Genomic DNA, 23,540 nt, shown 5'->3' with positions numbered 1-23,540 from the left:
CCCCGGCCCCGCATGTCTCACCACGCGCGGCTAACCGGCACCCATACCCACCCGCACCGAGACACGCACACGAGGACACCCCACCCACCCCGCTCACGTCGCGGGATCGGCGCGCGGATCACCGTCGCAGGGCGAAGAACGGATCCGGATGGCCCGTGCCGGTCGCGAGGGAGGCCAGGTGCTCGCCGAGCGCGGGGGCGAATTTGAACCCGTGCCCCGCGAAGCCCGCGGCGACGATGATCGGCCCCGCCGCGTCGAGGATGAAGTCCTCGTCCTCGCGCGACGTGTACGTGCAGCTGATCGGCTCCAGCCGATCGGGGTCCGCGCCGGGCATCCACTCGCGCACGTACGCGCGCAGGGCGGCGACGACGTGCTCCTCGGGCGCGAACGTGCGCGTTGCGGGTGTGACCTCGGGGCCCGCGCCGTGCCATCCGACCTTGAGACCCTCGCCAGGCGAGACGAGCCCGTAGATCGGCCCGAGCCATCCGAACCCGGGCGGCTCGGCGAAGTGGTTGAAGCTCGGCCAGTCCGCGCCGTCGTCGCCCGCGGCGAGCGCGAAGTGGGCGGGATGCTCCTCCGTGACCCGCAGGCGCGACAGGTCGACGACGCCCGCGAGCAGCTCCGACGACCACGCGCCCGCTGCGACGACCGCACGGCGCGCGCGGACGACGAGATCGCCGGCGCGCACCTCGGCCATCCCGTCGCCGAGGACGCGGACGCCGTCGACGCGCACGCCGTGTCGGATGTCTCCGCCGAAGCGCGCAGCGAGCGCGTGGAGCGCGCGGACGGCGCGCTCGGCCCAGATCCGCCCGCCGTCCGGCAGGAAGAGCGCGTCGCTCGCGAACCGCATCCCCGGCCAGCGGCGCGCGGCCTCGCCCGCGGGAACCGTCTCCACGGCGAACCCGGCGCGCGGCGCGTTCTCGCGCAGGCGCTCGGCCTCGGGAACGGGCCCGCGGTTCACGATGCCGGTCTGCTCGAGGATGGTCTCGCCCGACTCCGCCTCGAGCTCGCGCCACAGGGGCAGCGCACGCGTGAGCAGCCGCAGGTACGCCGGCTCCGCGTACGACGGGTTGAAGTTGCGGGTCGACGCGTGCGAGGCGCCGAGCGCGTGGGCGGGCTCGTGCGCCTCGAGCAGCACGACCTCGCGCCCTTCGCGGGCGAGCGCCCACGCGGTCGCGGCGCCGACGACGCCGCCTCCGACGACGACGGTCTCGACGTCCATCCGATCGGTCATGCGGGTCGCCTCACACCAGGAAGAACGGGACGGCGCCGGGGTTGTGCGCGTGCACGAGCACGAGGAACACGACGGCGTCGAAGAGCAGGTGCACGGTCACGACGTAGGCCAGCGAGTGCGTGCGCAGGAAGATCCACCCCTGCAGCAGCGCGAACGGGATCGTCAGCACGGGACCCCACGCGCGGTAGCCGAGCTCCCACAGGAACGACACGAACACGATCGCCTGGAGCACGTTGGCGACCGTCGTCGGGAAGTGCCGCAGCAGCAGCGCGAACACCGTGCACACGAAGAAGAGCTCGTCCCAGATGCCCACGGCGCCCACGCCCACGAAGAGCCGCGCGATGAGGTCGGCGGTGTCGACGACCGGCCAGTTGCGGTACACGCCCGACGTGATGAAGTAGAACGGCAGGATCAGCCATCCGAGCGCGAGCACCGCGACGAGCCACCCCCACTGCAGGCGCGTCCAGCGCCGGCCCGTCCGCCACGGGAACGCGATCGCGCGGTCGCGGTAGACGAACCGCGAGACCGCGTACGGCACGGCGACCGCGCCGCCGAGCGCGACCGTGAAGCGGATCATCGCGGCGTCGTCGAGCTCCGCCGCGAGCGGGATGGCGCTCACGATGAGCAGCCCGATCGCGATGAGCGACAGATCCCGCGCAAGGGAGGGCATGGGCGCGGACGGCCCGGGCGCGGATGGCGCGGATGGCGCGAGCGCCCAGGGCGCGACGCCGCGCGACCGGTCCGCCGCGATCGCGAGGGCGATGCCGGCCGCGAGCAGCAGCCATCCGAGCCACGGCACGAGCAGCACGAAGAACGCCGGAGCCGCGAGGCACGTGAGAAGCGCGGCGGCGAGCGGGAGCGGGGCGACCGCGCGCGCAGCGGGCACGGCCACCCGTCAGCCCCGCGCGACGCGGCGGTAGACGAGATCGCGGATCTCGCGCCCCTTCTCGATGCCCTTGCGCTCGAAGGCCGTCATCACCCGTCCATCGAAGCGATCGGCCCAGTCCCCCTCGAACGCGCGCTCGAACTCGGGCGCATCGTCGAGCACCTCGCGCATCTGCAGGGCGTAGTCCTCCCAGTCGGTCGCGAGGCGCAGGAGGCCGCCGTCGCGCAGGGCGCGGCCCGCCGTGGCGCCGAACCCGGGGCGGATCATCCGGCGCTTCGTGTGCCGCTTCTTGTGCCACGGGTCGGAGAAGAAGATCCAGACCTCGTCGGCGCCGCCCTCCGGCAGGAGCGTCTCGAGCACCTCGGGCGCGTTCGCCTCGATGAGACGGAGGTTGCGCACGCCGGCGGCGTCGGCGTCGAGCATCGTCCGCGCGAGCCCCGCGCGGAACACCTCGACGGCGAGGAAGTCGACGTCGGGCCGGGTCGACGCGGCGTGCACGATCGCGTGCCCCTGCCCGGACCCGATCTCGACGATGAGCGGCGCCACGCGGCCGTACTCCTCCGCGGGGACGAACCGCGCGTCGGGGTGGACCGATGTCGACGCGATCGCCCGCGGCACGTCGAAGAAGTACGTCGGCGCGAGCTCGGCCCACGCGCGCTCCTGCGCCTCCGACATGCGCCCGCTGCGGCGGACGAACGAGACGGGATGGTCGCGGAAGGTGCGGGGCTCGGGCATGCCTCCAGGGTACTTTCCGCCGCCGTGCCCTCCCCGTGGGTCAGGCGCCGTGGGTCACGGGGCCGTGACGAAGTCGATGAGCTCCTCGACCCTGCCGAGCAGCTCGGGCTCGAGGTCGCGGTACGTCGTCACGCGCGAGAGGATGCGCTGCCACGCGAGGCCGAGGTCCTCCTTGGTCTCGGCGGGCCAGCCGAGGCCGCGGCAGATGCCGGTCTTCCAGTCGGTGCCGCGCGGCACGACGGGCCAGCGCGCGATGCCGACCGCCTGCGGCTTGACGCACTGCCACACGTCGACGAACGGATGGCCGACGATGCGGACGTGCGCACCGTGGCGCCCGCGCGCGATCTGCTCGGCGATGCGCGACTCCTTGGACCCCGGGACGAGGTGGTCGACGAGCACGCCGTAGCGGCGCTTCGCCGATGGCGGCTCCTCCTCGAGGAGCTCGTGCAGGAGGTCGATGCCCTGGAGGAACTCGACCGCCACGCCCTCGACGCGCAGATCGGCGCCCCAGACCTTCTCCACGAGCTCGGCGTCGTGCTTCCCCTCCACGAGGATGCGACTCGGCAGCGCGACCCGCGCCCGCTGATCCTCGACCGCGAACGATCCGGATGCCGTGCGGCGGCGGCCCTGCGGTGCCGCCTTCGGCGGGACGAGGGCGACCGGCTCGCCGTCGATGAGGAAGCCCGCGCCCAGCGGGAAGACGCGCGTGCGCCCCTTCCAGTCCTCGAGCTCGACGCTGCCGTTCTCGACGCGCGTGATCGCGCCGCAGTATCCGTCTCCCGCGACCTCGACGACGAGGTCGAGCTCCGCGGGGACCGGCTTCGACGTCTTCCTGCCCTTCTCGCGCCATCCCGCCGCGAGCACGTCGGTGCCGTATCTGTCGTCCATGAGGGTCCTCCCGCCCTACATCCCACCACGGGCCGCCGACCCGTCGCGGAGCGGCGCGCGCTCGACGCGGTCGATGAATCTCCTGTGCGCGGCGGCCTCGTCTTCCGCCGCATGCCGCCGCGTGCATAGGATCGGTCTCGCGGGCCCATGGCGCCCGCGGAGGGGAAGTCGCCATGCGGGCAAGGTGGACCGTGGCGCTGTGCGCCGGCCTGACGCTGTTCCTCGGGGGCGCCCCGATGGCGGCCTCGGCGGAGAGCCCGGTCGAGCTCGGCGACGCGTACGTCTACGACGGCTCGGATGTGCTGAGCCCGAGCGAGGAGCGCGCCGCCGACGAGCGCCTCGCTCAGCTCGCGGCCGACACCGACGTCTCGCTCTGGGTCGTCTACGTCGACGACTTCGAGAACCCCTCCGACGCCATCGAGTGGGCGGATCGCACCGCAGACCTCAACGGGCTCGGCAGCACGCAGTACCTCCTCGCGATCGCGACCGAGGGCCGCCAGCTCTACATCTCCTCCGCCGCGGACGGCCCCGTGAGCGAGGACCGTCTCGCGGCGGTCGAGCAGGACCTCTTCGACGCCCTGGCGGACGACGACTGGGCGAGCGCGGTCGACGTCGCCGCCGACGGGTTCGAGGGCGGCGGACAGGGCGGCGCCAGCGCATGGCCGTGGATCATCGGCCTCGTCGTGATCGCGGGCATCGTGATCGTCGTCGTGCTGCTCTCGCGCAAGCGCAGCCCCGCGGAGAGGGCAGGAGCCGGTGACGCGCCCGCCGAGCCCGAGGTCCCGACCGCCGAGCTGCAGCGCCGGGCGGCATCCGCCCTCATCGCGACCGACGACGCCATCCGCTCGAGCGAGCAGGAGCTCGGGTTCGCGGTCGCGCAGTTCGGCGAGGAGGCGACCGCCGAGTTCCGCACCGCGCTGTCGGATGCGCGCGCGTCGCTCGCGCGCGCGTTCGAGCTCAAGCAGCGGCTCGACGACGCCACGGAGGACACCGAGGCCGACGTGCGCGCGTGGAACACCGAGATCGTCGCCCTCTGCGAGCAGGCGGCGGCGTCGCTCGAGGAGAAGGCGCAGGGATTCGCGCAGCTGCGCCAGCTCGAGCAGAACGCGCCGGAGGCGCTCACGCAGGTGCAGGAGAAGCGCGCGCAGGCGGCATCCGTGTCCGACGAGGCCCGCCGCGCGCTCGAGGCGCTGGGCGCCCGGTACGCGCCCGAGGCGCTCACGACCGTGGCCGACAACCCCGAGCAGGCTCAGGCACGGCTGGCGTTCGCCGACGAGCAGCTCGCCGTCGCGCAGCGCGCGATCGGCTCGGGCGAGGGCGGCGAGGCCGCCGTCGCCATCCGCGATGCCGAGCAGGCGATCGCCCAGGCGCGGCGCCTCGGCACCGCGATCGACGAGCTCGGCGCGGCGCTCGCTGAGGGCGAGAAGCAGGCGGCCGATCTCATCCTCGAGCTCGAGGGCGACGTGGCCGCGGCCCGGCAGCTGCCCGACGAGGACGGGGCCGTCGCGGCCGCCGTCGCGCGCACCGAGCAGCAGGTGCAGACCGCGAAGCAGAACCTCGCCGGCTCCGGGCGCCGCCCGCTCGCGATGCTCGAGGCCCTCCAGAAGGCCGACGAGGAGATCGACCGCGCTCTCGCCGGCGGTCGCGACGCGGTCGAGCGGCGACGGCGGTCCGAGCAGATGCTCGAGCAGACGATCCTCCAGGCGCGCAGCCAGGTCTCGGCGGCCGAGGAGTACGTGTCGGCGCGGCGCGGCGGAGTGGGCTCGGACGCCCGCACGCGGCTCGCGCAGGCCGGCGCCGAGCTCGCGCGCGCGGAGGGCCTGCGCCAGAGCGACCCCGCGGCCGCGCTCGGCCACGCGCAGTCCGCGCTCCGTCTCGCGAACGACGCGATCTCCCTCACGCAGAGCGACCTCAGCATGTTCGAGTCGTCGTACCGCTCGCAGGGCCGCTCCTCGGGCGGAGACGACTTCCTCGGCGGGCTCCTGGGCGGCCTCATCGGCAGCTCCCTCGGCGGCGGGCGCTCCTCGAACTCCGGATGGGGCGGCGGCCTCCTCGGCGGAGGCGGGGGCGGGCTCTTCGGCGGCGGAGGCGGCTCGTCGCGCTCCGGGCGCCGCGGAGGCGGGTCGTTCGGCGGAGGACGATCCGGCCGCCGGAGCTTCGGCGGAGGCGGCCGCTCGGGCCGCCGCGGAGGTGGTCGCTTCTGATCCGTCCCTCCCTGCCCTGAGACAGCCATCCGCTCCTGACCCCAACCGAAAGGGAAACACCGATGACCAAGCAGTCGATCTTCGGACGCATCTCGACCCTCATCCGGGCGAACATCAACGCCCTCATCGACGAGGCCGAGGACCCCCAGAAGATGCTCGACCAGCTCGTCCGCGACTACACGAACAACATCGCCGACGCCGAGGCCGCCATCGCCGAGACGATCGGGAACCTGCGCCTGCTCGAGCGCGACACCGCAGAGGACCGCCAGACCGCGGCCGAGTGGGGCAACAAGGCGCTCGCCGCGAGCCGCAAGGCCGACGAGCTGCGCGCATCGGGCAACACCGCCGACGCCGACAAGTTCGACAACCTCGCGAAGGTCGCCCTGCAGCGTCAGATCTCGACCGAGAACGAGATCAAGGCCGTCGAGCCGCAGCTGCAGCAGCAGACCGAGGTCGTGAACAAGCTCAAGGACGGGCTCAACGGCATGAAGGTCAAGCTCGAGCAGCTCAAGGGCAAGCGCGCCGAGCTCCTCGCGCGCGCCAAGACGGCCGAGGCGCAGAACAAGGTGCACGACGCCGTCAAGTCGATCGACGTGCTCGACCCGACGAGCGAGCTCGGCCGTTTCGAGGACAAGGTCCGCCGCCAGGAGGCCCTCGCCGCGGGCAAGGCGGAGATCGCCGCATCGAGCCTCGACGCGCAGTTCGAGTCGCTCGAGGACGTGGGCGAGCTGACCGAGGTCGAAGCGCGCCTCGCGGCGCTCAAGACCGGTGGCCAGCCGCAGGGCCAGCTCGGCGCCTGACCGCCTTCCGACGCCGCCCTCTCCCCGGGGAGGGCGGCGTCGTCGTGTCCGCGGGCGCACTCGCGCGCGCCCTCCGGCAGGGGCAGGATGGGAGGATGGCACGATTCCTCGTGGTCCCGCAGTGGCAGGGCTCCCCCTCGTCGAGGGCGATGGCGCTCATCGACGGCGCCGAGGCCATCGCCGGCGACCTGCCCCGCTCCGCGTGCACCGGCATCGACGTCCCGCTCGAGGCGGGCGACACCCTGGGCACCGGGGTCCTCAGAGCGAGCGCCCTCCAGCGCGTGCGCGACGGCATCGGCGCCGCGCTCGACGAGCACGACGATGAGCCGGTCATCGTCGTCGGCGGCGACTGCGGCGTCGCGGTGCCCGCGATCGGCCGCGTCGCGGCCGACGACCTCGCGGTCGTGTGGCTCGACGCGCACGCCGACCTGCACGAGCCGTCCTCGTCTCCGTCCGGCGCGTTCTCGGGGATGTCGCTGCGCGGCGTCCTGGGCGGCGGCGAGCCCACGCTCGCGCTCCCCCGCGGCGCCGTGACGCCCGACCGCGTCGTCCTCGCGGGCGCCCGGATCCTCGAGGACGAGGAGGCCGACTTCCTGGAGACGAGCGCGATCCGCCGCGTGCCCGCCGCGGAGTTCACCCCCGACGCCCTCGCCGAGGCCGCGACTGCCACGGGCGCGGCGCGCGTCTACGTGCACATCGATCTCGACGTCCTCGACCCCGCGCACATGTCGGGGGTCACGGCCCCCACGCCATTCGGCCTCGAGCCCTCCCAGGTGGTCGCGGCGATCGCGGCTCTGCGCTCGGCGCTGCCGCTCGCGGGCGCATCGGTCGCGGGCTTCGCGCCGTCGTCGCCCGCTGCCGCCGTCGACGACATGGGCACGATCCTGCGCCTCATCGGCGCCCTCGCGCGCTGAGCCCGGGTCAGCGCTCCTCGACGAGGCGACGCGTCACGACGAGATCGTCGTCCCCGAGGCCGCGTTCGACGAGCTCGTCGAACGCGGCGCGCAGCGCCGGCAGCAGCACGGGGTGCGTGCGCGTCTCCGCTGCCACGTCATCTGCGAACGCGAGGTCCTTCACCATGTACTTCGCGACTCCGGAGGGGCTGTAGTCGCGGGCCACGAGCTTGTCGCGGCGGCTGCGGAGCAGGTTCGATCCCGCGTAGCCGCCGCCGAGCAGCTCCCACAGCTGCCCGGGGTCGATCCCGCTGCGCTCGGCGAGCACGGTGGCCTCGGCGAGCGCGAGCATCGTCGCCGACACGACGAGCTGATTGCACGACTTGGCGACCTCCCCCGCTCCGAGCGGACCGAGGCGCACGGGCGTTCCGCAGGGAGCGAGCACGCGCGCCGCGAGCGCGGCGTCGGCCTCGTCGCCGCCCATCATGATCGAGAGCGTCCCCGCCCTCGCGCCGTCCTCCCCGCCCGACACGGGGCAGTCGACCACCCGCACCCGGCCATCCGTCCGCTCCGCGAGGTCCGCAGCCAGAGCGCGCACGCGCGTGGCCGACGACGTCGAGCCGATGAGCAGAAGGAGGGGATGCGCGACGCCCGCGAGCAGGCCGTCGTCGCCCTCGAGCAGGCCCTCGAGCTCGGGAAGGTCGGGCACCATCGCGAGCACGGCGTCGCTGCGCTCGGCGAGGGCGCGCGGCGTCTCGCACCAGGTCGCGCCGGCGCTCTCGAGAGACGGATGGCGGCGCGTGCGGCCCGTGATCGCGAGCGCGCCGTGCGCCTCCAGGAGGTGCTCGGCCATCGGCAGGCCCATCGCGCCGAGGCCCACGACGCCGACACGGAGAGGAGGATGAGCGTCATCGGTCATGCTCCGACTCTACGGGTTTTGGCCAGAATATGGAACGTCGTACAGAACTTTGGCCGAGCCGGTATGCTGGCACCACCCCACATCGAAGAGGATGGTCATGACCGAAAGCACCGGACGGCTGCGCGCCGTCATCGCCACCGACCTGTCGGAGCAGCTGTGCCGCGAGCTCGAGCGGCGCGAGCCGCGACTCGAGATCGTCCGCGATCCGAGCCTGTGCCGCCCCATGCGGTGGCCCGCGGACTGGGGCGGGGACCCCGCCCACGTCCGCTCGCCCGCCGAGCAGGAGGCGTTCGACGCGCTCGTCGACTCGGCCGACATCCTCTTCTCGATCCCCGACACCGACCCGGCGGCCCTCGCCCGCACGGTGCGCGCGAATCCGCGCCTCCGCTGGGTGCACGTCATGGCGGCCGGCGGCGGCGCCCAGGTCAAGGCCGCGGGTCTCACCGAGGAGGAGCTCGGCCGGGTCGTCTTCACGACGAGCGCGGGCGTGCACGGCTCGACCCTCGCGGAGTTCGCCGTCTTCGGCGTGCTCGCGGGCGCCAAGGAGCTTCCCCGCCTGCAGCAGGCGCAGCGCGAGCACGCGTGGGACGACCGCTGGACGATGCGCCACCTCGACGAGATGACCGTGCTCGTCGTGGGCCTGGGCGGCATCGGCAAGGCCGTCGTCTCGCGGTTCGCGGCCTTCGGCGCGCGGGTGTGGGGAACGAGCCGATCGGGCCGCCCTGTCGACGGCGTCGAGCGCATCGTCCCCGTGGACGAGCTCGCATCCGCGGTCGGCGAGGTCGACGCGATCGTCGTCACCCTGCCCGGCACCGCGCAGACCGAGCACCTCATCGGCGAGGACGTGCTCCGCGCGGTCAAGCCAGGCGTGATCGTGACCAACGTCGGGCGCGGCAGCGTCATCGACGAGGCGGCGCTTCTCGCCGCCCTCGACGACGGCCGGGTGTCGTACGCGGCGCTCGACGTGTTCGAGGTGGAGCCGCTTCCCGACCGGAGCCCGCTGTGGGACCATCCGCGCGTTCTCGTGAGCCCGCACACCGCGGCGCTGTCGACGCAGGAGGACGCGCGCATCGTGCGCCTCTTCGCCGACAACGCGCGTCGCCTGCTCGACGGCGAGCCCCTGCGTAACGTGGTGGACACCGTCGAGTTCTACTAGGCCGGCCGCGCGAGCGCCGGCATCGCGAAGGAGCGCCATGTCCACTGCCCCCGATCGAGACCCGGCGCCGGCCGTCACGCGCGCCCTGCGCATCCTCACGGCGCTGGCCGACTCCGGCGGAGCGCCGATGACGCTCAGCGAGCTGGCCAGAGCGGTCGGCATCGCGAAGTCCTCCGCCGCGAACCTCTGCGCGGCGCTCGAGGAGGGCGGCATGATCGAGCGCGACGCGCGCGGCTTCCGGCTCGGTCGGCGCACCGCCGAGCTCGGCGGGGCGTTCGCACTGCAGTTCAACCAGGTGCGCGAGTTCTTCGCGATCTGCGCGGCCTCCGAGGTGCTGCACCGGGAGGTCGTGCAGATCGCCATGCTCGACGGAGCCGACGTGCTCTACCTCGCGCGCCACGAGGGGCGCGCTCCGCACCGCCTCGGCACGCCCCTCGGCTCGCGCCTGCCGGCCGCGCAGAGCGCGACCGGCAGGGCCATCCTCATGACCCTCGACGACGAGGACGTCGCCCGCCAGCTGCCGCCCTCGGCGTTCGCGGCCGTGACCGAGCGCAGCGTCACGAGCCTCGAGGCCCTCCTCGCGCTCCTCGCGGAGGCGCGGGAGCGCGGCTACGCGCTCGACGAGAGCGGGTCGTTCGCGGGCATCACGGGCGTCGCCGTGCCCCTGTCGCCATGGAATCCGAGCGACCCGCCGCTCGCCATGGGCGCGGCGCTGCCCGCCGACGCGACGACTCCCGAGCGGGTCGCCGAGGTCGGCGAGGCGCTGCTCGCGGCGGCGTCGCTCCTGACGAACCCGCTCGCCGTCCGAGGCTCCAGCTCGGACTGAGCGTTCAACCTGTTGCACACCGTTCCATCCGTGGTACGGTGGTCACGTCTCGCGCTCCCGCGAGCGCCCTCATCGAAGGAGATGACGTGAGCACAGCAGCCCCGACTGCCCCCAAGACCCAGTACGACGATCCCGAGTACGCCGCGAACCTCCGGCGCGCCACCCTCGCCTCGAGCGTCGGCAGCGCGCTGGAGTACTTCGACTTCGCGCTGTACGGCCTGATGACGGCCCTCGTCTTCAACCGCCTGTTCTTCGACCCCGCCGATCCCGCGATGGGCGTGATCGGCGCGTTCGCGGTCTACGGCGTGGGCTTCGTCGCGCGCCCGTTCGGCGGGTTCTTCTTCGGGACGATCGGCGACCGGCTCGGCCGCAAGTGGGTCCTCGTCGTGACGATCCTCCTCATGGGCGGCGCATCGACGGCCATCGGCCTCCTGCCGACCTACGAGGTCGTGGGCGTGTGGGCAGCCGTGCTGCTCGTGGTCATGCGCCTCCTGCAGGGCTTCGGCGCGGGAGCCGAGCAGGCCGGCGCCACGGTGCTCATGGCGGAGTACGCGCCGGTGCGCCAGCGCGGGTTCTTCGCGGCGCTGCCGTTCATCGGCATCCAGGCGGGAACGCTCCTCGCGGCCCTCGTCTTCTCCGGGCTGTCGCTCATGCCCGAGGACGCGTTCCTCGCCTGGGGATGGCGCGTGCCGTTCCTCGCCTCGTTCCTCCTCATCCTCATCGCGCTGTTCATCCGCATGCGGCTGCGCGAGACGCCGACGTTCGTCGAGCTCGAGAAGCACGAGCAGGTCGCCGCACACCCGTTCCGCGACATCTTCACGACCGGCATGCCGGGCGTCATCACGGGCATCGGCCTGCGGATGGCCGAGAACGGCGGCTCGTACATCTTCCAGAACGTCGCGCTCGCGTTCGTCGCCGGCACGTTCATCGCGAACCCCGTCGACCGCGGCATCGCGACGTGGGGCGTGACGATCGGCTCGCTCATCGGCATCTTCTCGGTCCCGCTCACCGGCTGGCTGTCCGACCGGTTCGGCCGTCGCCCGGTGTACCGCTTCGGCGCCGTCTTCATGCTGCTCTTCGCGTTCCCGGCGTGGTGGATGCTCTCGCTCGGCGACCCGGTTCTCACGGTGGCCGTCATCGCGATCGGCATCGGCGTCGCCGTCGCCTCGATGCTCGGCCCGCAGTGCGCGCTCCTGCCCGAGATGTTCGGCAACCGCCACCGCTACCTCGGCGTCGCGATGGCGCGCGAGATCTCCGCGGTGCTCGCAGGCGGCCTCGCGGGAGTGCTCGGCACGTGGCTGCTCACGCTGACCGGCGGCAACTGGGTCGTCATGGGCCTCTACCTCGCCACGCTCGCCGCGATCACGACGGCATCGACCTTCCTCATCCCGGAGACCCGCAGCCGCGACCTCCTGCGCATCCAGGACGCGGTCCGCGTCTCGACCGACGAGAAGGACACCGGCCTCGTGTCGGTGGTCATCGCCGACGCGCGATGAGGATCGCCCGCATCGCCTCCCCGTCCGGCGCCGTGCACGCGGTGCCGGACGGGGAGCGCTGGCAGCCCGTGTCCGACCCGTTCGCGGCCTCCGCCTCGGGCGCGGCGCCGGTCCCGCTCGGCGCTCCCGTCGACTCCCCCGTGTTCCTGGCGCCCGTCGACCCCCGCGTCGTCGTGGGGATCGCCCAGCCCGCGCACCCGGGCGGACCCGTCGGCGCGTGGCTCAAGAGCCCGCGCACGGTCGTCGCGAGCGGCGCCGAGGTCGCCCTGCGGCGCGACGCCGGGCGCCCCGTGATCGAGGGCGAGGTCGCCGTCGTGATCGGGCGGAGCACAGCCGGTCTCACGCCCGAGAACGCGGCGTCGTACGTGCTCGGCGTGACCGCCGTGAACGACGTCTCGAGCCCCGACCGCTCCGATCCGCGCAACTTCGAGGTCAAGGGCGGAGCAGGCTACACCCCGCTCGGCCCGTGGATCGAGACCGCGATCGACCTCGACGAGGTCGATCTCGCCGTCCGCATCGACGGGATGGAGCGCGTCCGGACCGGCACCCACGAGCTCCCGGCGCGCGTGGCGGACTGCCTTGCGTACGTCGCGCACTGGATCGAGCTCGGGCCGGGCGACGTCGTGATGACGGGAGCGCCGCGCTCGGCGTTCCCGGTCGAGCAGGGAGCGCTCGTCGAGATCGAGGTCGCCGGCGCCCTGCTGCGCACGCGCTTCCGCTGACCCGCGTGCGCCATCCGCCCCTCGCCCGCCCGGACTGCGGCAGGATGGCGTCATGCGCATCAGCTTCCCGGCCGATCCGGCTCCCGCCCACTGGCGCGAGATCGCCGCGCTGCGGGTCGAGCACGGGCGGCGCATCGACGCCCGCATCCCGCGATGGCTGCTCGACTCCCCCGTGAGCGCGGTCGGCTGCGCGGCCGCGACGGCGCTCGGATGGCTGTGGGGGACGCTGTGGAGCCGCGGGCGCGTCGAGCGCCGCGAGGGCCTGATCGTCTTCCGCGGGATGCCCGCGTGGACCTTCGGCCGCGGCGGCGTGTGCGTGGGCGGGTGCTTCCTGACCGGCGACCGCAGCGTGTCGGCCCGGCTCCTGCGGCACGAGGCCGTGCACCTGCGGCAGTGGCGCCGCTACGGCGTGCTCATGCCCGTGCTGTACCTGCTCGCGGGACGGAACCCGCTGCGCAATCGCTTCGAGATCGAGGCCGGGCTGGAAGCAGGCGGCTACGTCAGCGGATGAGGCTCGCGAAGGCGTCGGGCACGTGGATGGCCTCCGCCGGGGTCCCGAGGGATCCCGTCAGGTGGTCGACGATGTCGGCCGTGCCGAGGAAGCCGCCGAGCAGCACGACGCGCGTCGAGTCGTCGCCGGCGCACATCATCTCGTCGGCCCACGCGGTGACCGCACGGGACAGCGCCTGGCCGGGCACGCAGGCACGTCCGGTGCCGGGTGCGCCCGAACGCCGGGAGCGGTCGAGCCACGTCACGACCATCCGGGCGGGTGCGGCGATCTCGCCGATCCACGACGCGTCGGGAACCTCGATGAAGATGCGGCCCGTCGAGCAGATCGGCAGCGTCGCGACGAGCGTCTCGAGGTCGACGAGCGAGCGCTCGTCGGCCGTGATGAGGTGCTGCACGCGCGCGTGACGCGACGCACGGCAGACCTTGTCGCCGTGCTCCTGGGTCGTCTCGATGCTCTCCATGACGACGCCAGTCTACACCGCGCGAAGGGTTGCCTTACCTCAGCACGGTCAGCTCTCCGCGGGGCGGGGCGGCACGGGGTAGCGTCCGGCGACGGTGATGCGGTTGAACGCGTTGATCGAGACGCTGAGCCAGCTGACGGCGACGTACTCCTGCTCGCTGAGCACCGCGCCGACCCGGTCGTACAGGTCATCGGGGATGCCGGCGCGGTGGATGAACGTGTGCGCCTCGGCGAGCTCGAGGGCCGCGCGCTCGCGCTCGGAGAAGACGCCCGACTCGCGCCACACCGCGATCTGCGCGATCTCGTCGACCGTGAGCCCCGCGGCGACGGCCCGATCCGCGTGCACGCGGACGCAGTAGGCGCAGCCGTTGAGCTGCGAGCAGTGCAGGAGCACGAGCTCCTTGAGCCGGTCGTCGACGCCGTACTCGCGCGCGATGCGGCCGACGGTCTGCGAGAACGCGTCGAGCGCCTTGTAGGCCTCGATCGCCGACTTGGACAGATGCACGCGCTGCTCGGTCATGCTTCGACCCTAGTGCGCGGAGGCGGACCCAGCTCGGCGACAGATCGCGCAGCGCCACCCACCCGCTCCGTACCTTATGCTCAGATCTGCCGCTGCGCGACGAGCAGTTCGATCCGCGATTTCCCGGGCGGGCCTCGACCTCGCCAGAATGGAGGCGTCGGGAGCCCTCCCGTGCGTCCCGCTCGGCGTCCCCATCGAGGAGTCCTGTGAGCATCGCCCCCGCGAACGCGGCATCCCCCGCCGACGACGCGTTCGACGAGTTCTCGTTCCTGCCGGAGCAGGCCGCCGCTCAGGGGCGCCCCGCCCCGATCGACCGACGCGAGCGTCTCCTCCTTCCCGACGGACGCGCTCTCAGCGCTCTCGCGTACGGCGAGGGACGCCCGAGGATCGTGCTCCTCCACGGGGCCGGCCTCAACGCCCACACGTGGGACCAGACCGTGATCGCGCTCGACCTCCCCGCGCTCGCGATCGACCTTCCCGGCCACGGGCACTCGTCATGGCGTGCCGACGCGGACTACCGCGCCCGCACGAACGCCGACGACGTCGTGCGCGGCATCGAGGCGTGGGCGGACGCTCCCGTCGTCCTCGTCGGGCAGTCTCTCGGCGGGCTCACTGCGGCCGCCGTGGCGTCGCGACGGCCCGACCTCATCGCGCGCCTCGCCATCGTCGACATCACGCCGGGCGTCGACACCTCGGCCGGGCCGGCGATGCTCCGCCGCTTCTACGAGGAGACGGTCTTCGCGTCTCGCGACGAGCTCGTCGAGCGCGCGCTCGCGTTCGGCCTCGGCGGCTCGCGCGCGCAGGCCGAGCGGGGCGTCCTCCTCAACTCCCGCGTGCGCGAGGACGGCCGGGTGGAGTGGCGCCACCACTTCGCCCAGCTCATGTCCTCGGGGACGCCCTCCCCCGCCGCTGCGCCCGAGAGCGGGTGGGAGGATCTCGCCGGCGTGACCGCCCCGATCGCCCTCGTGCGCGGCACCACCGGGTTCGTCACGTCAGGTGACGCCGACGAGTTCGCCCGGCGCACGGGCGCCGACGTCGTCGCGCTCGACGCCCCTCACAACGTGCAGGAGGTCGCCTTCGCCGACCTCGCATCCCTCATCGTGCGTCTCGCCGCCTCGGCGGGCGCCGCACCGGAAGGACGGCAGACAGCATGATCCGCATCCTCGCGCGCCCGGCGTCCGCCGCAGCGCTCCTCGTGCCCGCCGTGCTCCTCGCCGGCTGCGCCGGCGGCGGGCAGACGTCGCCCTCCGACGCTCCCGCGGGCGAGCCCAACCCCGACGCGAGTCTGCGCGTGGGCCTCGTCCTCGAGCCGACGAATCTCGACATCCGCCGCACCTCGGGCGCCGCGCTCGAGCAGATCCTCGTCGACAACGTGTACGAGGGCCTCGTGACCCGCACGCAGGAGAACGAGATCGTGCCCGCGCTCGCGAGCTCCTGGGAGATGTCGGAGGACGGCCTCGTCTACACCTTCACGCTCGAGGAGGGGGTCGTCTTCCACGACGGCGGCGAGCTCACCGCGCAGGATGCCGCCGCGTCGCTCGAGGAGGTCGTCTCCGACGAGTCCGTCGTCGGCCACGACGACCTCGCGAACGTCAAGGCCGTGACCGCTCCCGACGACCGCACCGTCGTCGTCGAGCTGACGGAGCCGAACCAGAACCTCCTCTTCACGCTCACGGGCCCCGCCGGCCTCGTGTTCGACGAGGGCGACGAGACCGACCTCCAGAGCGACGCGAACGGCACGGGCCCGTTCACCCTCGCGGAGTGGAACCAGGGCGAGAGCATCGTGCTGGAGCGCTTCGACGAGTACTGGGGCGAGGCCGCGGGCGTGGCCGAGGTCGTCGCGAGCTACATCCCGGACTTCACCGCGGGCGTGAACGCGGCGCTCGACGGCTCGCTCGACGTGCTCACGGCCGTCGACCCCCAGCTCGCGCCGCAGCTCGACGGCGCGAACGGCTTCACGCTCACGACCGGTCGGACCACGGACAAGTACGTGCTCGCGTTCAACAGCGCCGAGGCGCCGCTCGACGACGCGCGCGTGCGGGAGGCCCTGCGCCTCGCGATCGACCACGACGCCCTCGTCGAGGCCGTGGGCGCCGGCGTGACCCAGTACGGCCCGATCCCCGAGCTCGACCCGGGCTACGAGGACCTGTCCGACGTGGCGCCCTTCGACCCCGACCGCGCACGGCAGCTCCTCGCGGAGGCCGGTCAGGAGGATCTCGAGCTCGAGCTCACGATCCCCGCGTTCTACGGCACGACGGCGTCGACGTTCCTCGTCTCGGCGTTCCACGACGTCGGGGTCGAGCTGACCGTGAACCCCGTCGAGTTCTCGACGTGGCTGCAGGACGTCTACACGAACGGCGACTACCAGCTGAGCTTCGTGAACCACGTCGAGCCGCGCGACTTCGGAGCGTGGGCGAACCCCGACTACTACTTCCACTACGACAGCGCCGAGGTCCAGGAGCTCTACGCGCAGGCGATCGCCGCGATCGATCCGGACGAGTCCGCCGATCTGCTCGCGCAGGCCGCGCGGATCGTCGCCGAGGACCACGCCGCCGACTGGCTCTACACGGGCGAGACGATCGTCGCGGTGGGGCCGGGCGTCGCGGGCTTCCCCGTCGACTCGATCAACTCCCGCCTCGACCTCGCGTCCGTGACGCTGGCCGACTGAGGTCCCTCCGCCGGTGCTCCGGTACACGCTGACGAGGCTCGCGCTGCTGGCGCTCGGGCTGCTCGTCGCGAGCGCGCTCGTCTTCGCGACGCTGCGCGTGCTGCCGGGCGACGTGGCGCAGCTCGTCGCGGGCACCGAGGGCAGCCCCGGCCAGGTGGCGGCGATCCGCGAGCGCCTCGGCCTCGACCGGCCCGTCCTCGTGCAGTACGCCGACTGGATCGGCGGGATCCTGCGCGGCGACCTGGGCCGGTCGCTCCTGACCGGCACCCCGGTCGCCGACGAGCTCGCGTCGAAGGCGCAGGTGACGGTGCCGCTCGGCGTGCTCTCGCTCGCCATCGCCCTCGCGATCGCCGTCCCGTTCGGCGTCCTGTCGGCTATCCGCCGCGGGCGCCCCGTCGGCACCTCGATCAGCGTCGTCGCGCAGCTGCTCGCCGCGGTTCCCGTCGTCTGGGCCGGGATGATGCTCGTCGTCGTCTTCGCGATCACGCTGGGCTGGCTGCCCGCGCAGGGATTCCCGCGCGCGGGCTGGTCCGACCCGGCCGCCGCGCTGCGGGCGCTCACGCTGCCCGCCCTCACGGTGGGCGTCGTCGAGGGTGCGCTCCTCCTCCGCTTCGTGCGCAGCGCGACGCTGCAGGCGCTCGGCGAGGATCACGTGCGCACGGCGGCGGCGAAGGGGCTCACGCGCACCCAGGCGCTCGTCCGGCACGGCCTGCCGTCGGTCGGCCTGTCGATCATCACGGTGCTCGGCCTGCAGATCGCCGGCATCGTCGTCGGCGCTGTCGTCATCGAGCAGGTGTTCAACCTCCCCGGCATCGGGCGGATGCTCGTGGCGGATGTCGGCGCGCGCGACCTCGTGAAGGTGCAGGGCGAGCTGCTCGTCCTCACGGGCTTCGTGCTCGCGATCGGGTTCGCGGTCGACATCGTGCACCGTGTGATCGACCCCCGGCAGAGGGAGGCCGCATGACACCCGCGCGCGTGCTCTCGCGCCTGTGGCGCACGGGGACGGGGCGATTCGGCCTCGTCGCGGTCGCCGTGATCGGCATCGTCGCCCTCGTGTCGCTGCTCTGGACCCCGTTCGATCCGCGCACGGTCGACCTCGCGGCGCGCTGGACGGGCCCCGGATGGCCGCACCTCCTCGGCGGCGACGCGAACGGGCGCGACATCCTCAGCCTGCTCATGGTCGGCGCGCGCACGACCGTGCTCGTCGCGGCGGGCGCGGGCGCGGTGGCGACGGCCGTCGGCGTGCTGCTCGCCGCGCTCGGCGCCCTCACCGCGCGGCCCGTGCGCGAGGCCGTGGCGGTGCTCGTCGACATCCTCATCGCCTTCCCCGTGCTCCTCATCGCCATGATGCTGTCGGCCGTGTGGGGTGCGTCGCTGTGGATCGTCGTGTGGTCGGTCGGCATCGGTTTCGGCGTGAACATCGCGCGGGTCGCCCGCGCCGAGCTGCGCCGCGTGCAGCGCAGCGACTTCGTGCTCGCGGCGCGCGCGTCGGGGCTCACGACCGTGCAGACGCTCACGCGCCACCTCCTCCCGAACGTGCTGCCGGTGTTCATCGTGCAGCTGTCGTGGTCGATGGCGGCTGCCGTGCTGGCGGAGGCGGGGCTGTCGTACCTCGGCTTCGGCGCCCCGCTCACCGAGCCGAGCTGGGGCCTGCTCCTCGGCGACATGCAGCGCTACATCTCGCTGCACCCGCTCTCGGTGCTGTGGCCGGGACTCGCGATCACGGTCACCGTGCTCGCGCTGAACCTCCTCGGCGACGCCCTGCGCGAGGCGACCGACCCGACCCTGCGCCGCGGCGAGGCCAAGCCGCAGGCGCATCAGCCGGTGGTGGTCGCATGAGCCTCGAGGTCTCGGGTCTCACGATCGAGATCGACGGTCACCGAGTCGTCGACGACGTCTCGTTCGCCGTGCCCGACGGCGCGCGGCTCGGGCTCATCGGCGAGTCCGGATCGGGCAAGTCGCTCACGGCGCTCGCGATCCTGGGCCTCCTGCCCGCGGCCGCCACCGCGAGCGGCAGCGTCCGCTGGCAGGGCGCCGAGATCCTCGGCATCCCCGACCGCGAGATGGCGCGGCTGCGGGGCGACGAGATCGGCATGGTCTTCCAGGAGCCGCAGACCGCGCTCAACCCGATCCGCACCGTGGGGCGCCAGATCTCGGAGGCCGTGCGCATCCACCGCGACGTCTCCCGGCGCGAGGCCGCGGAGATCGCCGTCGCCGAGGCCCGTCGCGTCGCGCTGCCCGACCCCGAGCGCATCGTCGCCCGCTACCCGCATCAGCTCTCGGGCGGGCAGCGCCAGCGGGTCGCGCTCGCCATGGCGCTCGCATGCCGCCCGCGGCTGCTCATCGCCGACGAGCCCACGACGGCCCTCGACGTCACGATCCAGGCCGAGGTGCTGCGCCTGCTCCTGTCGCTCGTCGCGGACGACGGGATGTCGCTCGTGTTCATCACGCACGATCTCGCGGTGCTGTCGCAGGTCGCGACCCACGGCGTCGTGCTCGAGGACGGCCGCGTCGTCGAGGATGCGCCCGTGTCCCGGCTGCTCACCGCGCCGCAGCACCCCGTCACGCAGGGACTCCTGCGCGACGCGACCGCGACGCTCTGGCGACCCGCGGGCGCGGAGAACGCCCCGCGAGATGACGGCTCGGCGAAGGGGGCGGATGGCCATGGCTGACATCCTCCTGCGAGCGCGCGCGCTCGAGCGGCGGCACCTCCATCCGCGCACGACGCTCTTCGAGCGGCGGCGCGAGACCGTCGCGCTGCACCCGACCGACCTCGACATCCGCCGCGGCGAGGCCGTCGGGATCATCGGCGAGTCCGGGTCGGGCAAATCCACGCTCGTGCGCCTCCTGCTCGGGCTCGACGTCCCGACGGCGGGCACCGTGGAGTACGACGGCCGGCCGGTCGACGCCCGCGCTCCGGCGCGGGCGCTGCACGGGCTGCGGCGCGCGACGGGCATCGTCTTCCAGGACCCGTACGCCTCGCTCGACCCCCGCATGACCGTCGCGCGCATCGTCGAGGAGCCGCTGTGGGCGCTCGGCATCCCGGGAGACCGCGCGGCGCGCGTCCGCGAGGTGCTCGCGCAGGTCGGCCTCGAGCCCGACATGGCCGACCGCTACCCGCACGAGTTCTCCGGAGGCCAGCGTCAGCGCATCGCCCTGGCCAGGGCGATCGTCCACCGCCCGGAGACGCTCGTGGGCGACGAGCCGCTGTCGGCGCTCGACGTCACGGTGCGGGCGCAGATCCTCGCGCTCCTCGCCGACCTGCGCGCCCGCGAGCGGATGACCCTCGTGCTCGTCTCGCACGACATCGGCGTCGTGCAGAACCTCTGCGACACGGTCGTCGTCATGAAGGACGGCCGCGTCGTCGAGCACGGCCCGACCCCGCAGGTGCTCCTCTTTCCGCGCGAGGACTACACGCGGCGGCTGCTCGCGGCCATCCCGACGATCGACCAGCCGCGCGCCTGACGCGGCAGGGGCATCCGCACGCGCGCGCGGCACGGGGCGGTCGCCATCCGTTTGCCGTCCGTTCACGCGCGCGCGTCAGGCTCGCCCCATGTCGATCGAGCGCGCCGCAGCCGGACCGCACCGCAGCCCCGCGACGACCGCCGCGGCGACGCTGTGAGCGCCGCGCCCACGACCCTCGCCGCCGTGTGGCGGGGCGCCGACGGCATCCGGATCGAGGAGCTGCCGGTGCCCGCGCCGCGGCCCGGCGAGCTCGTCGTCGAGATCGACCTCGCGACCGTCAGCGGCGACGACCGCCGCACCGCATCGGACGCGCACCGCGCACCCGCTGCCGTGCTCGGCCACGAGGCGGTCGGACGCGTCGTCGCCGCGGGAGTCGGCGCACCGGCGACCGAGGGCGATCGGGTCGTCTGGGCCCCATCCGTCGGATGCGGGATGTGCGACCGCTGCCGACACGGACGGGTCGCGCGCTGCCGCAAGCTGCGCGAGATCGGGCGCGAGCCCATCGACGGCCCGTGGCCGCTCTCGGGCGCCTACGCCCGGCACATCCTCCTCCCGTCCGGAGCGACCGTGGAGCGGGTGCCGGACGAGCTGTGCGATGCCGTCGCGGCGCCCGCGGGCGGCGCCACGGCGACCGCGATGGCCGTGCGCGAGGCGTCGGGCGACCTCACGGGCCTGCGCGTCCTCGTCTGCGGTGCGGGGATGCTCGGCCTCACGGCGACGGCGGTCGCCCGCGAGAGCGGGGCGTCCGAGGTGGTCGTCCTCGATACCGACGCGTCGCGCCGCTCGCTCGCGCTCGCCTTCGGGGCGACGGCGGTCGTGGCGCCGCGGGATCGCCCGGGCGAGGCGGATCTCGCGTGGGAGCTCTCGGGAGCGGCCGAGGCGGCCTCGGGCGCGCTCGCGGCGCTCGCGATCGGCGGCCGGCTCGTCCTCGCGCGCGCAGCCGCGACATCCGCCGCGGTCCCTGTCGACCTGGACCGCGTCGTCCGCCGCGGGCTCGCGATCACCGGCGTGCTCGGCTCCGAGCCCCGCCACCTGCGCGAGGCGGTCGCGTTCCTCGCGTCCACGCGCACGCGGTACCCGTGGGAGCGGCTCGTCGCGCCCGCGATGGGCCTCGAGCACCTGGCGCTCCTCCTCGCGCAGCCCGCGAGCGTCGCGCCGCGGACCGCGATCGCGCCCTGACGACGGTCAGTCGTCCGAGCCGAAGACCCGCGAGAGCACGCCGCGCTTCCGCTTCGGCGTGAGCGACTTCTGGAGGTACACCGTGCCGAGCCAGCGGTCGAACTTGAAGCCGACCTTGCCCATCCGCCCGACCTCCTCGAAGCCGAAGCGCTCGTGCAGCGCGAGCGACCCCTCGGCGCCCTTGTCGCTGATCACCGCGACGATCTGACGGAGCCCCTTCTCCTCGCACGCCTCGATGAGGGCGGCGAGGAGCGCGGTGCCGAGGCCCTTGCCCGTCGCGGCGTGCCCGAGGTAGATCGAGTTCTCGACCGTGTACCGGTACGACGACTTGCCCGACCACGGCGACACGAGCGCGTAGCCCAGCACCTGCCCGGTCGGCGCGACGGCGACGAGGAAGGGGAGGTCGAGCTTCTGCAGGTGGAGGAACTTCTCCTTCCACTGCCGATGCGTCCACTTCTTCTCGTCGAAGGTCACGACCGAGTTCGTCACGTAGTAGTTGTAGATCTCGCGGATGTCCTCGATGTCGCGCATCTCGGCGGGGCGGATCTCGTACGAGAACGGGCGCTCGGGGGCGGGCCGACGCTGCAGGTGCAGCGGCAGGCGTCGGCGCTTCTGGTATTCCTCCTCGAGCATGCGTCCAGCCTACGCGGGGATCGTCCAGTCGACAGGGCCGGCGCCCTGCTGCGCGAGCAGCGCGTTCGCGCGTGAGAACGGCCGCGATCCGAAGAAGCCGCGGCTCGCCGAGAGCGGCGAGGGGTGGGGCGACTCGATCGACGGCACGCCGCCCAGCAGCGGCTTGAGGTTCGCGGCGTCACGCCCCCACAGGATCGCCACGAGCGGCCCGCCGCGCTCTGCGAGGGCGCGGATCGCGGTCTCGGTCACCCGCTCCCACCCCCATCCGCGGTGCGACGCGGGCGCACCGGGGCTCACCGTGAGCACGCGGTTGAGGAGCATGACGCCCTGGTCGCTCCACGCCGAGAGGTCGCCGTGGGGCGCGGGCGCGACGCCGAGGTCGCTCTGCAGCTCGCGATAGATGTTCTGCAGGCTGCGCGGGATGGGCCGGACGTGTCGCTCGACCGCGAACGACAGGCCGATCGGATGGCCCGGGGTCGGGTACGGGTCCTGCCCGACGATGAGCACGCGGACGTCGGCGAGCGGGCGCTGGAACGCCCGCAGCACGCGGTCCCCCGCGGGCAGATACGGCCGCCCGGCCGCGACCTCGGCGCGCAGCCGGTCGCCGAGCGCGGCGATGTCGGCGGCCACGGGTGCGAGCGCGTGCGCCCAGCCGGCGTCGATGAGGCCCGCCTCGGCGAGCTCGGGAAGGGAGCGCCCTGCCATGTCGAGCGCCCTCACGCGGTCGGGGCGAGGCCGAGGTCCTCCTCGCGCACGGTGCCCCTGGCCGACCAGGGGAAGTCGATCCAGAGGTCGGTGTCCTTCCACGCGTAGTCGGGCTGGATGATCGTCGACGGCTTCGTGAAGATCGTGACCGACCGCACGTCGGCGCCCTTGTCGGAGAGCAGCTGGACGGCGAGCGCGAGCGTGCGCCCCGAGTCGGCGACGTCGTCGACGAGGAGCACGCGGCGCCCGTCGAGGTACTCCATGTCGAGGGCCGGCGGGAGCACCTCCGGCGCGTCGAGGACGGTCCCGATGCCCGTGTAGAACTCAACGTTGATGGCGCCGCAGTTCTTCGCGCCGAGACCGTAGGCGATGGCGCCGGCGGGGAGGAGTCCGCCGCGCGCGATCGCGACGACGACCTCGGGCTCGAAGCCGCTGTCGAGGATCGTGCGAGCGAGGTCGCGCGTCGCGGCGCCGAAGCCGTCCCAGGTGAGGACTTCGCGCTCGGTCGGAGTGTCGGTCACGGGCGTTCCTTTCGATCGTGTCTCAGTCATCGCGCCTTCCGGGCCGGAAAGCCAGGGAAAACGAGACATGCAAGTCAGACCCATCCTGCATGTCTCGAAAGCCGCCGCCATCCGGGCCGG

25 protein-coding genes are annotated in these 23,540 nt (G+C 73.4%); 15 read left to right on the top strand and 10 right to left on the bottom strand.

Going from position 1 to position 23,540, the window contains the following annotated elements:
- Positions 1–118 precede the first annotated feature (118 nt).
- Genes M1D56_RS04670 through M1D56_RS04655 form a run of 4 tightly spaced genes read right to left on the bottom strand, consistent with a single transcriptional unit; the run spans position 119 to position 3,743 of the window.
- A complete protein-coding gene (locus tag M1D56_RS04670; RefSeq protein ID WP_456284842.1) occupies positions 119–1,234 on the bottom strand; it encodes an FAD-dependent oxidoreductase in 1,116 nt (371 codons plus the stop codon).
- A gap of 10 nt (positions 1,235–1,244) precedes the next feature.
- A complete protein-coding gene (locus tag M1D56_RS04665; protein WP_456284841.1) occupies positions 1,245–2,126 on the bottom strand; it encodes a CPBP family intramembrane glutamic endopeptidase in 882 nt (293 codons plus the stop codon).
- 3 nt (positions 2,127–2,129) lie between these two features.
- A complete protein-coding gene (gene trmB / locus M1D56_RS04660) occupies positions 2,130–2,855 on the bottom strand; it encodes a tRNA (guanosine(46)-N7)-methyltransferase TrmB (RefSeq protein WP_456284840.1) in 726 nt (241 codons plus the stop codon).
- Between the two features lie 54 nt (positions 2,856–2,909).
- On the bottom strand, positions 2,910–3,743 hold the full coding sequence (locus tag M1D56_RS04655; RefSeq protein ID WP_271172262.1) for a DUF3097 domain-containing protein: 834 nt from the start codon (positions 3,741–3,743) through the stop codon (positions 2,910–2,912).
- A gap of 173 nt (positions 3,744–3,916) precedes the next feature.
- On the opposite strand from M1D56_RS04655, the gene M1D56_RS04650 reads away from it, so the two are divergent.
- From M1D56_RS04650 to M1D56_RS04640, 3 genes are all read left to right on the top strand, one after another.
- The gene (locus M1D56_RS04650; protein WP_456284839.1) at positions 3,917–5,947 is read left to right on the top strand and encodes a TPM domain-containing protein; all 2,031 of its coding nucleotides are present in this window, start codon (positions 3,917–3,919) and stop codon (positions 5,945–5,947) included.
- A gap of 62 nt (positions 5,948–6,009) precedes the next feature.
- The gene (locus tag M1D56_RS04645; protein WP_271172264.1) at positions 6,010–6,747 is read left to right on the top strand and encodes a PspA/IM30 family protein; all 738 of its coding nucleotides are present in this window, start codon (positions 6,010–6,012) and stop codon (positions 6,745–6,747) included.
- A 95-nt stretch (positions 6,748–6,842) separates the two neighbouring features.
- Positions 6,843–7,661, top strand: coding sequence for an arginase family protein (locus tag M1D56_RS04640; protein WP_456284838.1), 819 nt, complete (start codon positions 6,843–6,845; stop codon positions 7,659–7,661).
- A 7-nt stretch (positions 7,662–7,668) separates the two neighbouring features.
- Here M1D56_RS04640 and M1D56_RS04635 read toward each other — a convergent pair whose 3' ends face one another.
- Positions 7,669–8,559, bottom strand: coding sequence for an NAD(P)-dependent oxidoreductase (locus tag M1D56_RS04635; RefSeq protein WP_456284837.1), 891 nt, complete (start codon positions 8,557–8,559; stop codon positions 7,669–7,671).
- A gap of 97 nt (positions 8,560–8,656) precedes the next feature.
- On the opposite strand from M1D56_RS04635, the gene M1D56_RS04630 reads away from it, so the two are divergent.
- The 5 genes from M1D56_RS04630 (at position 8,657) to M1D56_RS04610 (ending at position 13,270) form a co-directional block, all read left to right on the top strand.
- Complete coding sequence (locus M1D56_RS04630; protein WP_456284836.1) at positions 8,657–9,715, top strand: D-2-hydroxyacid dehydrogenase; 1,059 nt, start codon at positions 8,657–8,659, stop codon at positions 9,713–9,715.
- A 37-nt stretch (positions 9,716–9,752) separates the two neighbouring features.
- Positions 9,753–10,541: an IclR family transcriptional regulator gene (locus M1D56_RS04625; protein WP_421075609.1), complete on the top strand. Its 789-nt coding sequence runs from the start codon at positions 9,753–9,755 to the stop codon at positions 10,539–10,541.
- A gap of 86 nt (positions 10,542–10,627) precedes the next feature.
- Positions 10,628–12,037, top strand: coding sequence for an MFS transporter (locus tag M1D56_RS04620; protein WP_456284835.1), 1,410 nt, complete (start codon positions 10,628–10,630; stop codon positions 12,035–12,037).
- On the top strand, positions 12,034–12,759 hold the full coding sequence (locus M1D56_RS04615; RefSeq protein WP_456284834.1) for a fumarylacetoacetate hydrolase family protein: 726 nt from the start codon (positions 12,034–12,036) through the stop codon (positions 12,757–12,759). Before M1D56_RS04620 ends, M1D56_RS04615 begins: the two co-directional genes overlap by 4 nt.
- Positions 12,760–12,811: 52 nt before the next feature.
- Positions 12,812–13,270, top strand: coding sequence for a Fe-S oxidoreductase (locus tag M1D56_RS04610; protein WP_456284833.1), 459 nt, complete (start codon positions 12,812–12,814; stop codon positions 13,268–13,270).
- On the opposite strand, the gene M1D56_RS04605 is transcribed toward M1D56_RS04610, so the two are convergent.
- Positions 13,260–13,730 carry an SIP domain-containing protein gene (locus M1D56_RS04605; protein WP_456284832.1) on the bottom strand — a complete coding sequence of 157 codons (471 nt, stop codon included), beginning with the start codon at positions 13,728–13,730 and terminating at the stop codon, positions 13,260–13,262. The two genes, M1D56_RS04610 and M1D56_RS04605, sit on opposite strands and share 11 nt — an antisense overlap.
- Positions 13,731–13,778: 48 nt before the next feature.
- Positions 13,779–14,249 (bottom strand): carboxymuconolactone decarboxylase family protein, encoded by a 471-nt coding sequence (locus tag M1D56_RS04600; RefSeq protein WP_456284831.1) that lies wholly within the window; start codon positions 14,247–14,249, stop codon positions 13,779–13,781.
- A 206-nt stretch (positions 14,250–14,455) separates the two neighbouring features.
- Between M1D56_RS04600 and M1D56_RS04595 the strand changes: the two genes are divergently transcribed.
- From M1D56_RS04595 to M1D56_RS04565, 7 genes are all read left to right on the top strand, one after another.
- Positions 14,456–15,403, top strand: coding sequence for an alpha/beta fold hydrolase (locus M1D56_RS04595; protein ID WP_456284830.1), 948 nt, complete (start codon positions 14,456–14,458; stop codon positions 15,401–15,403).
- Positions 15,400–16,917: an ABC transporter substrate-binding protein gene (locus M1D56_RS04590; RefSeq protein ID WP_456284829.1), complete on the top strand. Its 1,518-nt coding sequence runs from the start codon at positions 15,400–15,402 to the stop codon at positions 16,915–16,917. The genes M1D56_RS04595 and M1D56_RS04590 overlap by 4 nt, the downstream gene beginning before the upstream one ends.
- Before the next feature lie 13 nt (positions 16,918–16,930).
- Positions 16,931–17,881, top strand: coding sequence for an ABC transporter permease (locus tag M1D56_RS04585; RefSeq protein WP_271172276.1), 951 nt, complete (start codon positions 16,931–16,933; stop codon positions 17,879–17,881).
- Positions 17,878–18,756, top strand: coding sequence for an ABC transporter permease (locus tag M1D56_RS04580; RefSeq protein ID WP_456284828.1), 879 nt, complete (start codon positions 17,878–17,880; stop codon positions 18,754–18,756). Before M1D56_RS04585 ends, M1D56_RS04580 begins: the two co-directional genes overlap by 4 nt.
- A complete protein-coding gene (locus M1D56_RS04575) occupies positions 18,753–19,589 on the top strand; it encodes an ABC transporter ATP-binding protein (RefSeq protein ID WP_456284827.1) in 837 nt (278 codons plus the stop codon). The genes M1D56_RS04580 and M1D56_RS04575 overlap by 4 nt, the downstream gene beginning before the upstream one ends.
- Positions 19,582–20,382 (top strand): ATP-binding cassette domain-containing protein, encoded by an 801-nt coding sequence (locus tag M1D56_RS04570; protein ID WP_282978154.1) that lies wholly within the window; start codon positions 19,582–19,584, stop codon positions 20,380–20,382. Before M1D56_RS04575 ends, M1D56_RS04570 begins: the two co-directional genes overlap by 8 nt.
- A gap of 153 nt (positions 20,383–20,535) precedes the next feature.
- Entirely contained in the window at positions 20,536–21,561 is a 1,026-nt protein-coding gene (locus tag M1D56_RS04565) for an alcohol dehydrogenase catalytic domain-containing protein (RefSeq protein ID WP_456284826.1), read from the top strand.
- Between the two features lie 6 nt (positions 21,562–21,567).
- Here M1D56_RS04565 and M1D56_RS04560 read toward each other — a convergent pair whose 3' ends face one another.
- The 3 genes from M1D56_RS04560 to M1D56_RS04550 are packed head-to-tail and all read right to left on the bottom strand — an operon-like array spanning position 21,568 to position 23,450.
- Positions 21,568–22,194, bottom strand: a complete 627-nt coding sequence (locus tag M1D56_RS04560) for a GNAT family N-acetyltransferase (RefSeq protein WP_271172281.1) — start codon at positions 22,192–22,194, stop codon at positions 21,568–21,570.
- Between the two features lie 9 nt (positions 22,195–22,203).
- Positions 22,204–22,899 (bottom strand): uracil-DNA glycosylase, encoded by a 696-nt coding sequence (locus M1D56_RS04555; RefSeq protein ID WP_282978261.1) that lies wholly within the window; start codon positions 22,897–22,899, stop codon positions 22,204–22,206.
- A gap of 11 nt (positions 22,900–22,910) precedes the next feature.
- The gene (locus M1D56_RS04550; protein WP_374727724.1) at positions 22,911–23,450 is read right to left on the bottom strand and encodes a phosphoribosyltransferase; all 540 of its coding nucleotides are present in this window, start codon (positions 23,448–23,450) and stop codon (positions 22,911–22,913) included.
- Between the last annotated feature and the right edge of the window lie 90 nt (positions 23,451–23,540).

The sequence above is a fragment of the Microbacterium sp. JZ101 genome, from assembly GCF_053903175.1.
This window is presented reverse-complemented; position numbering and strand designations above follow the sequence as displayed.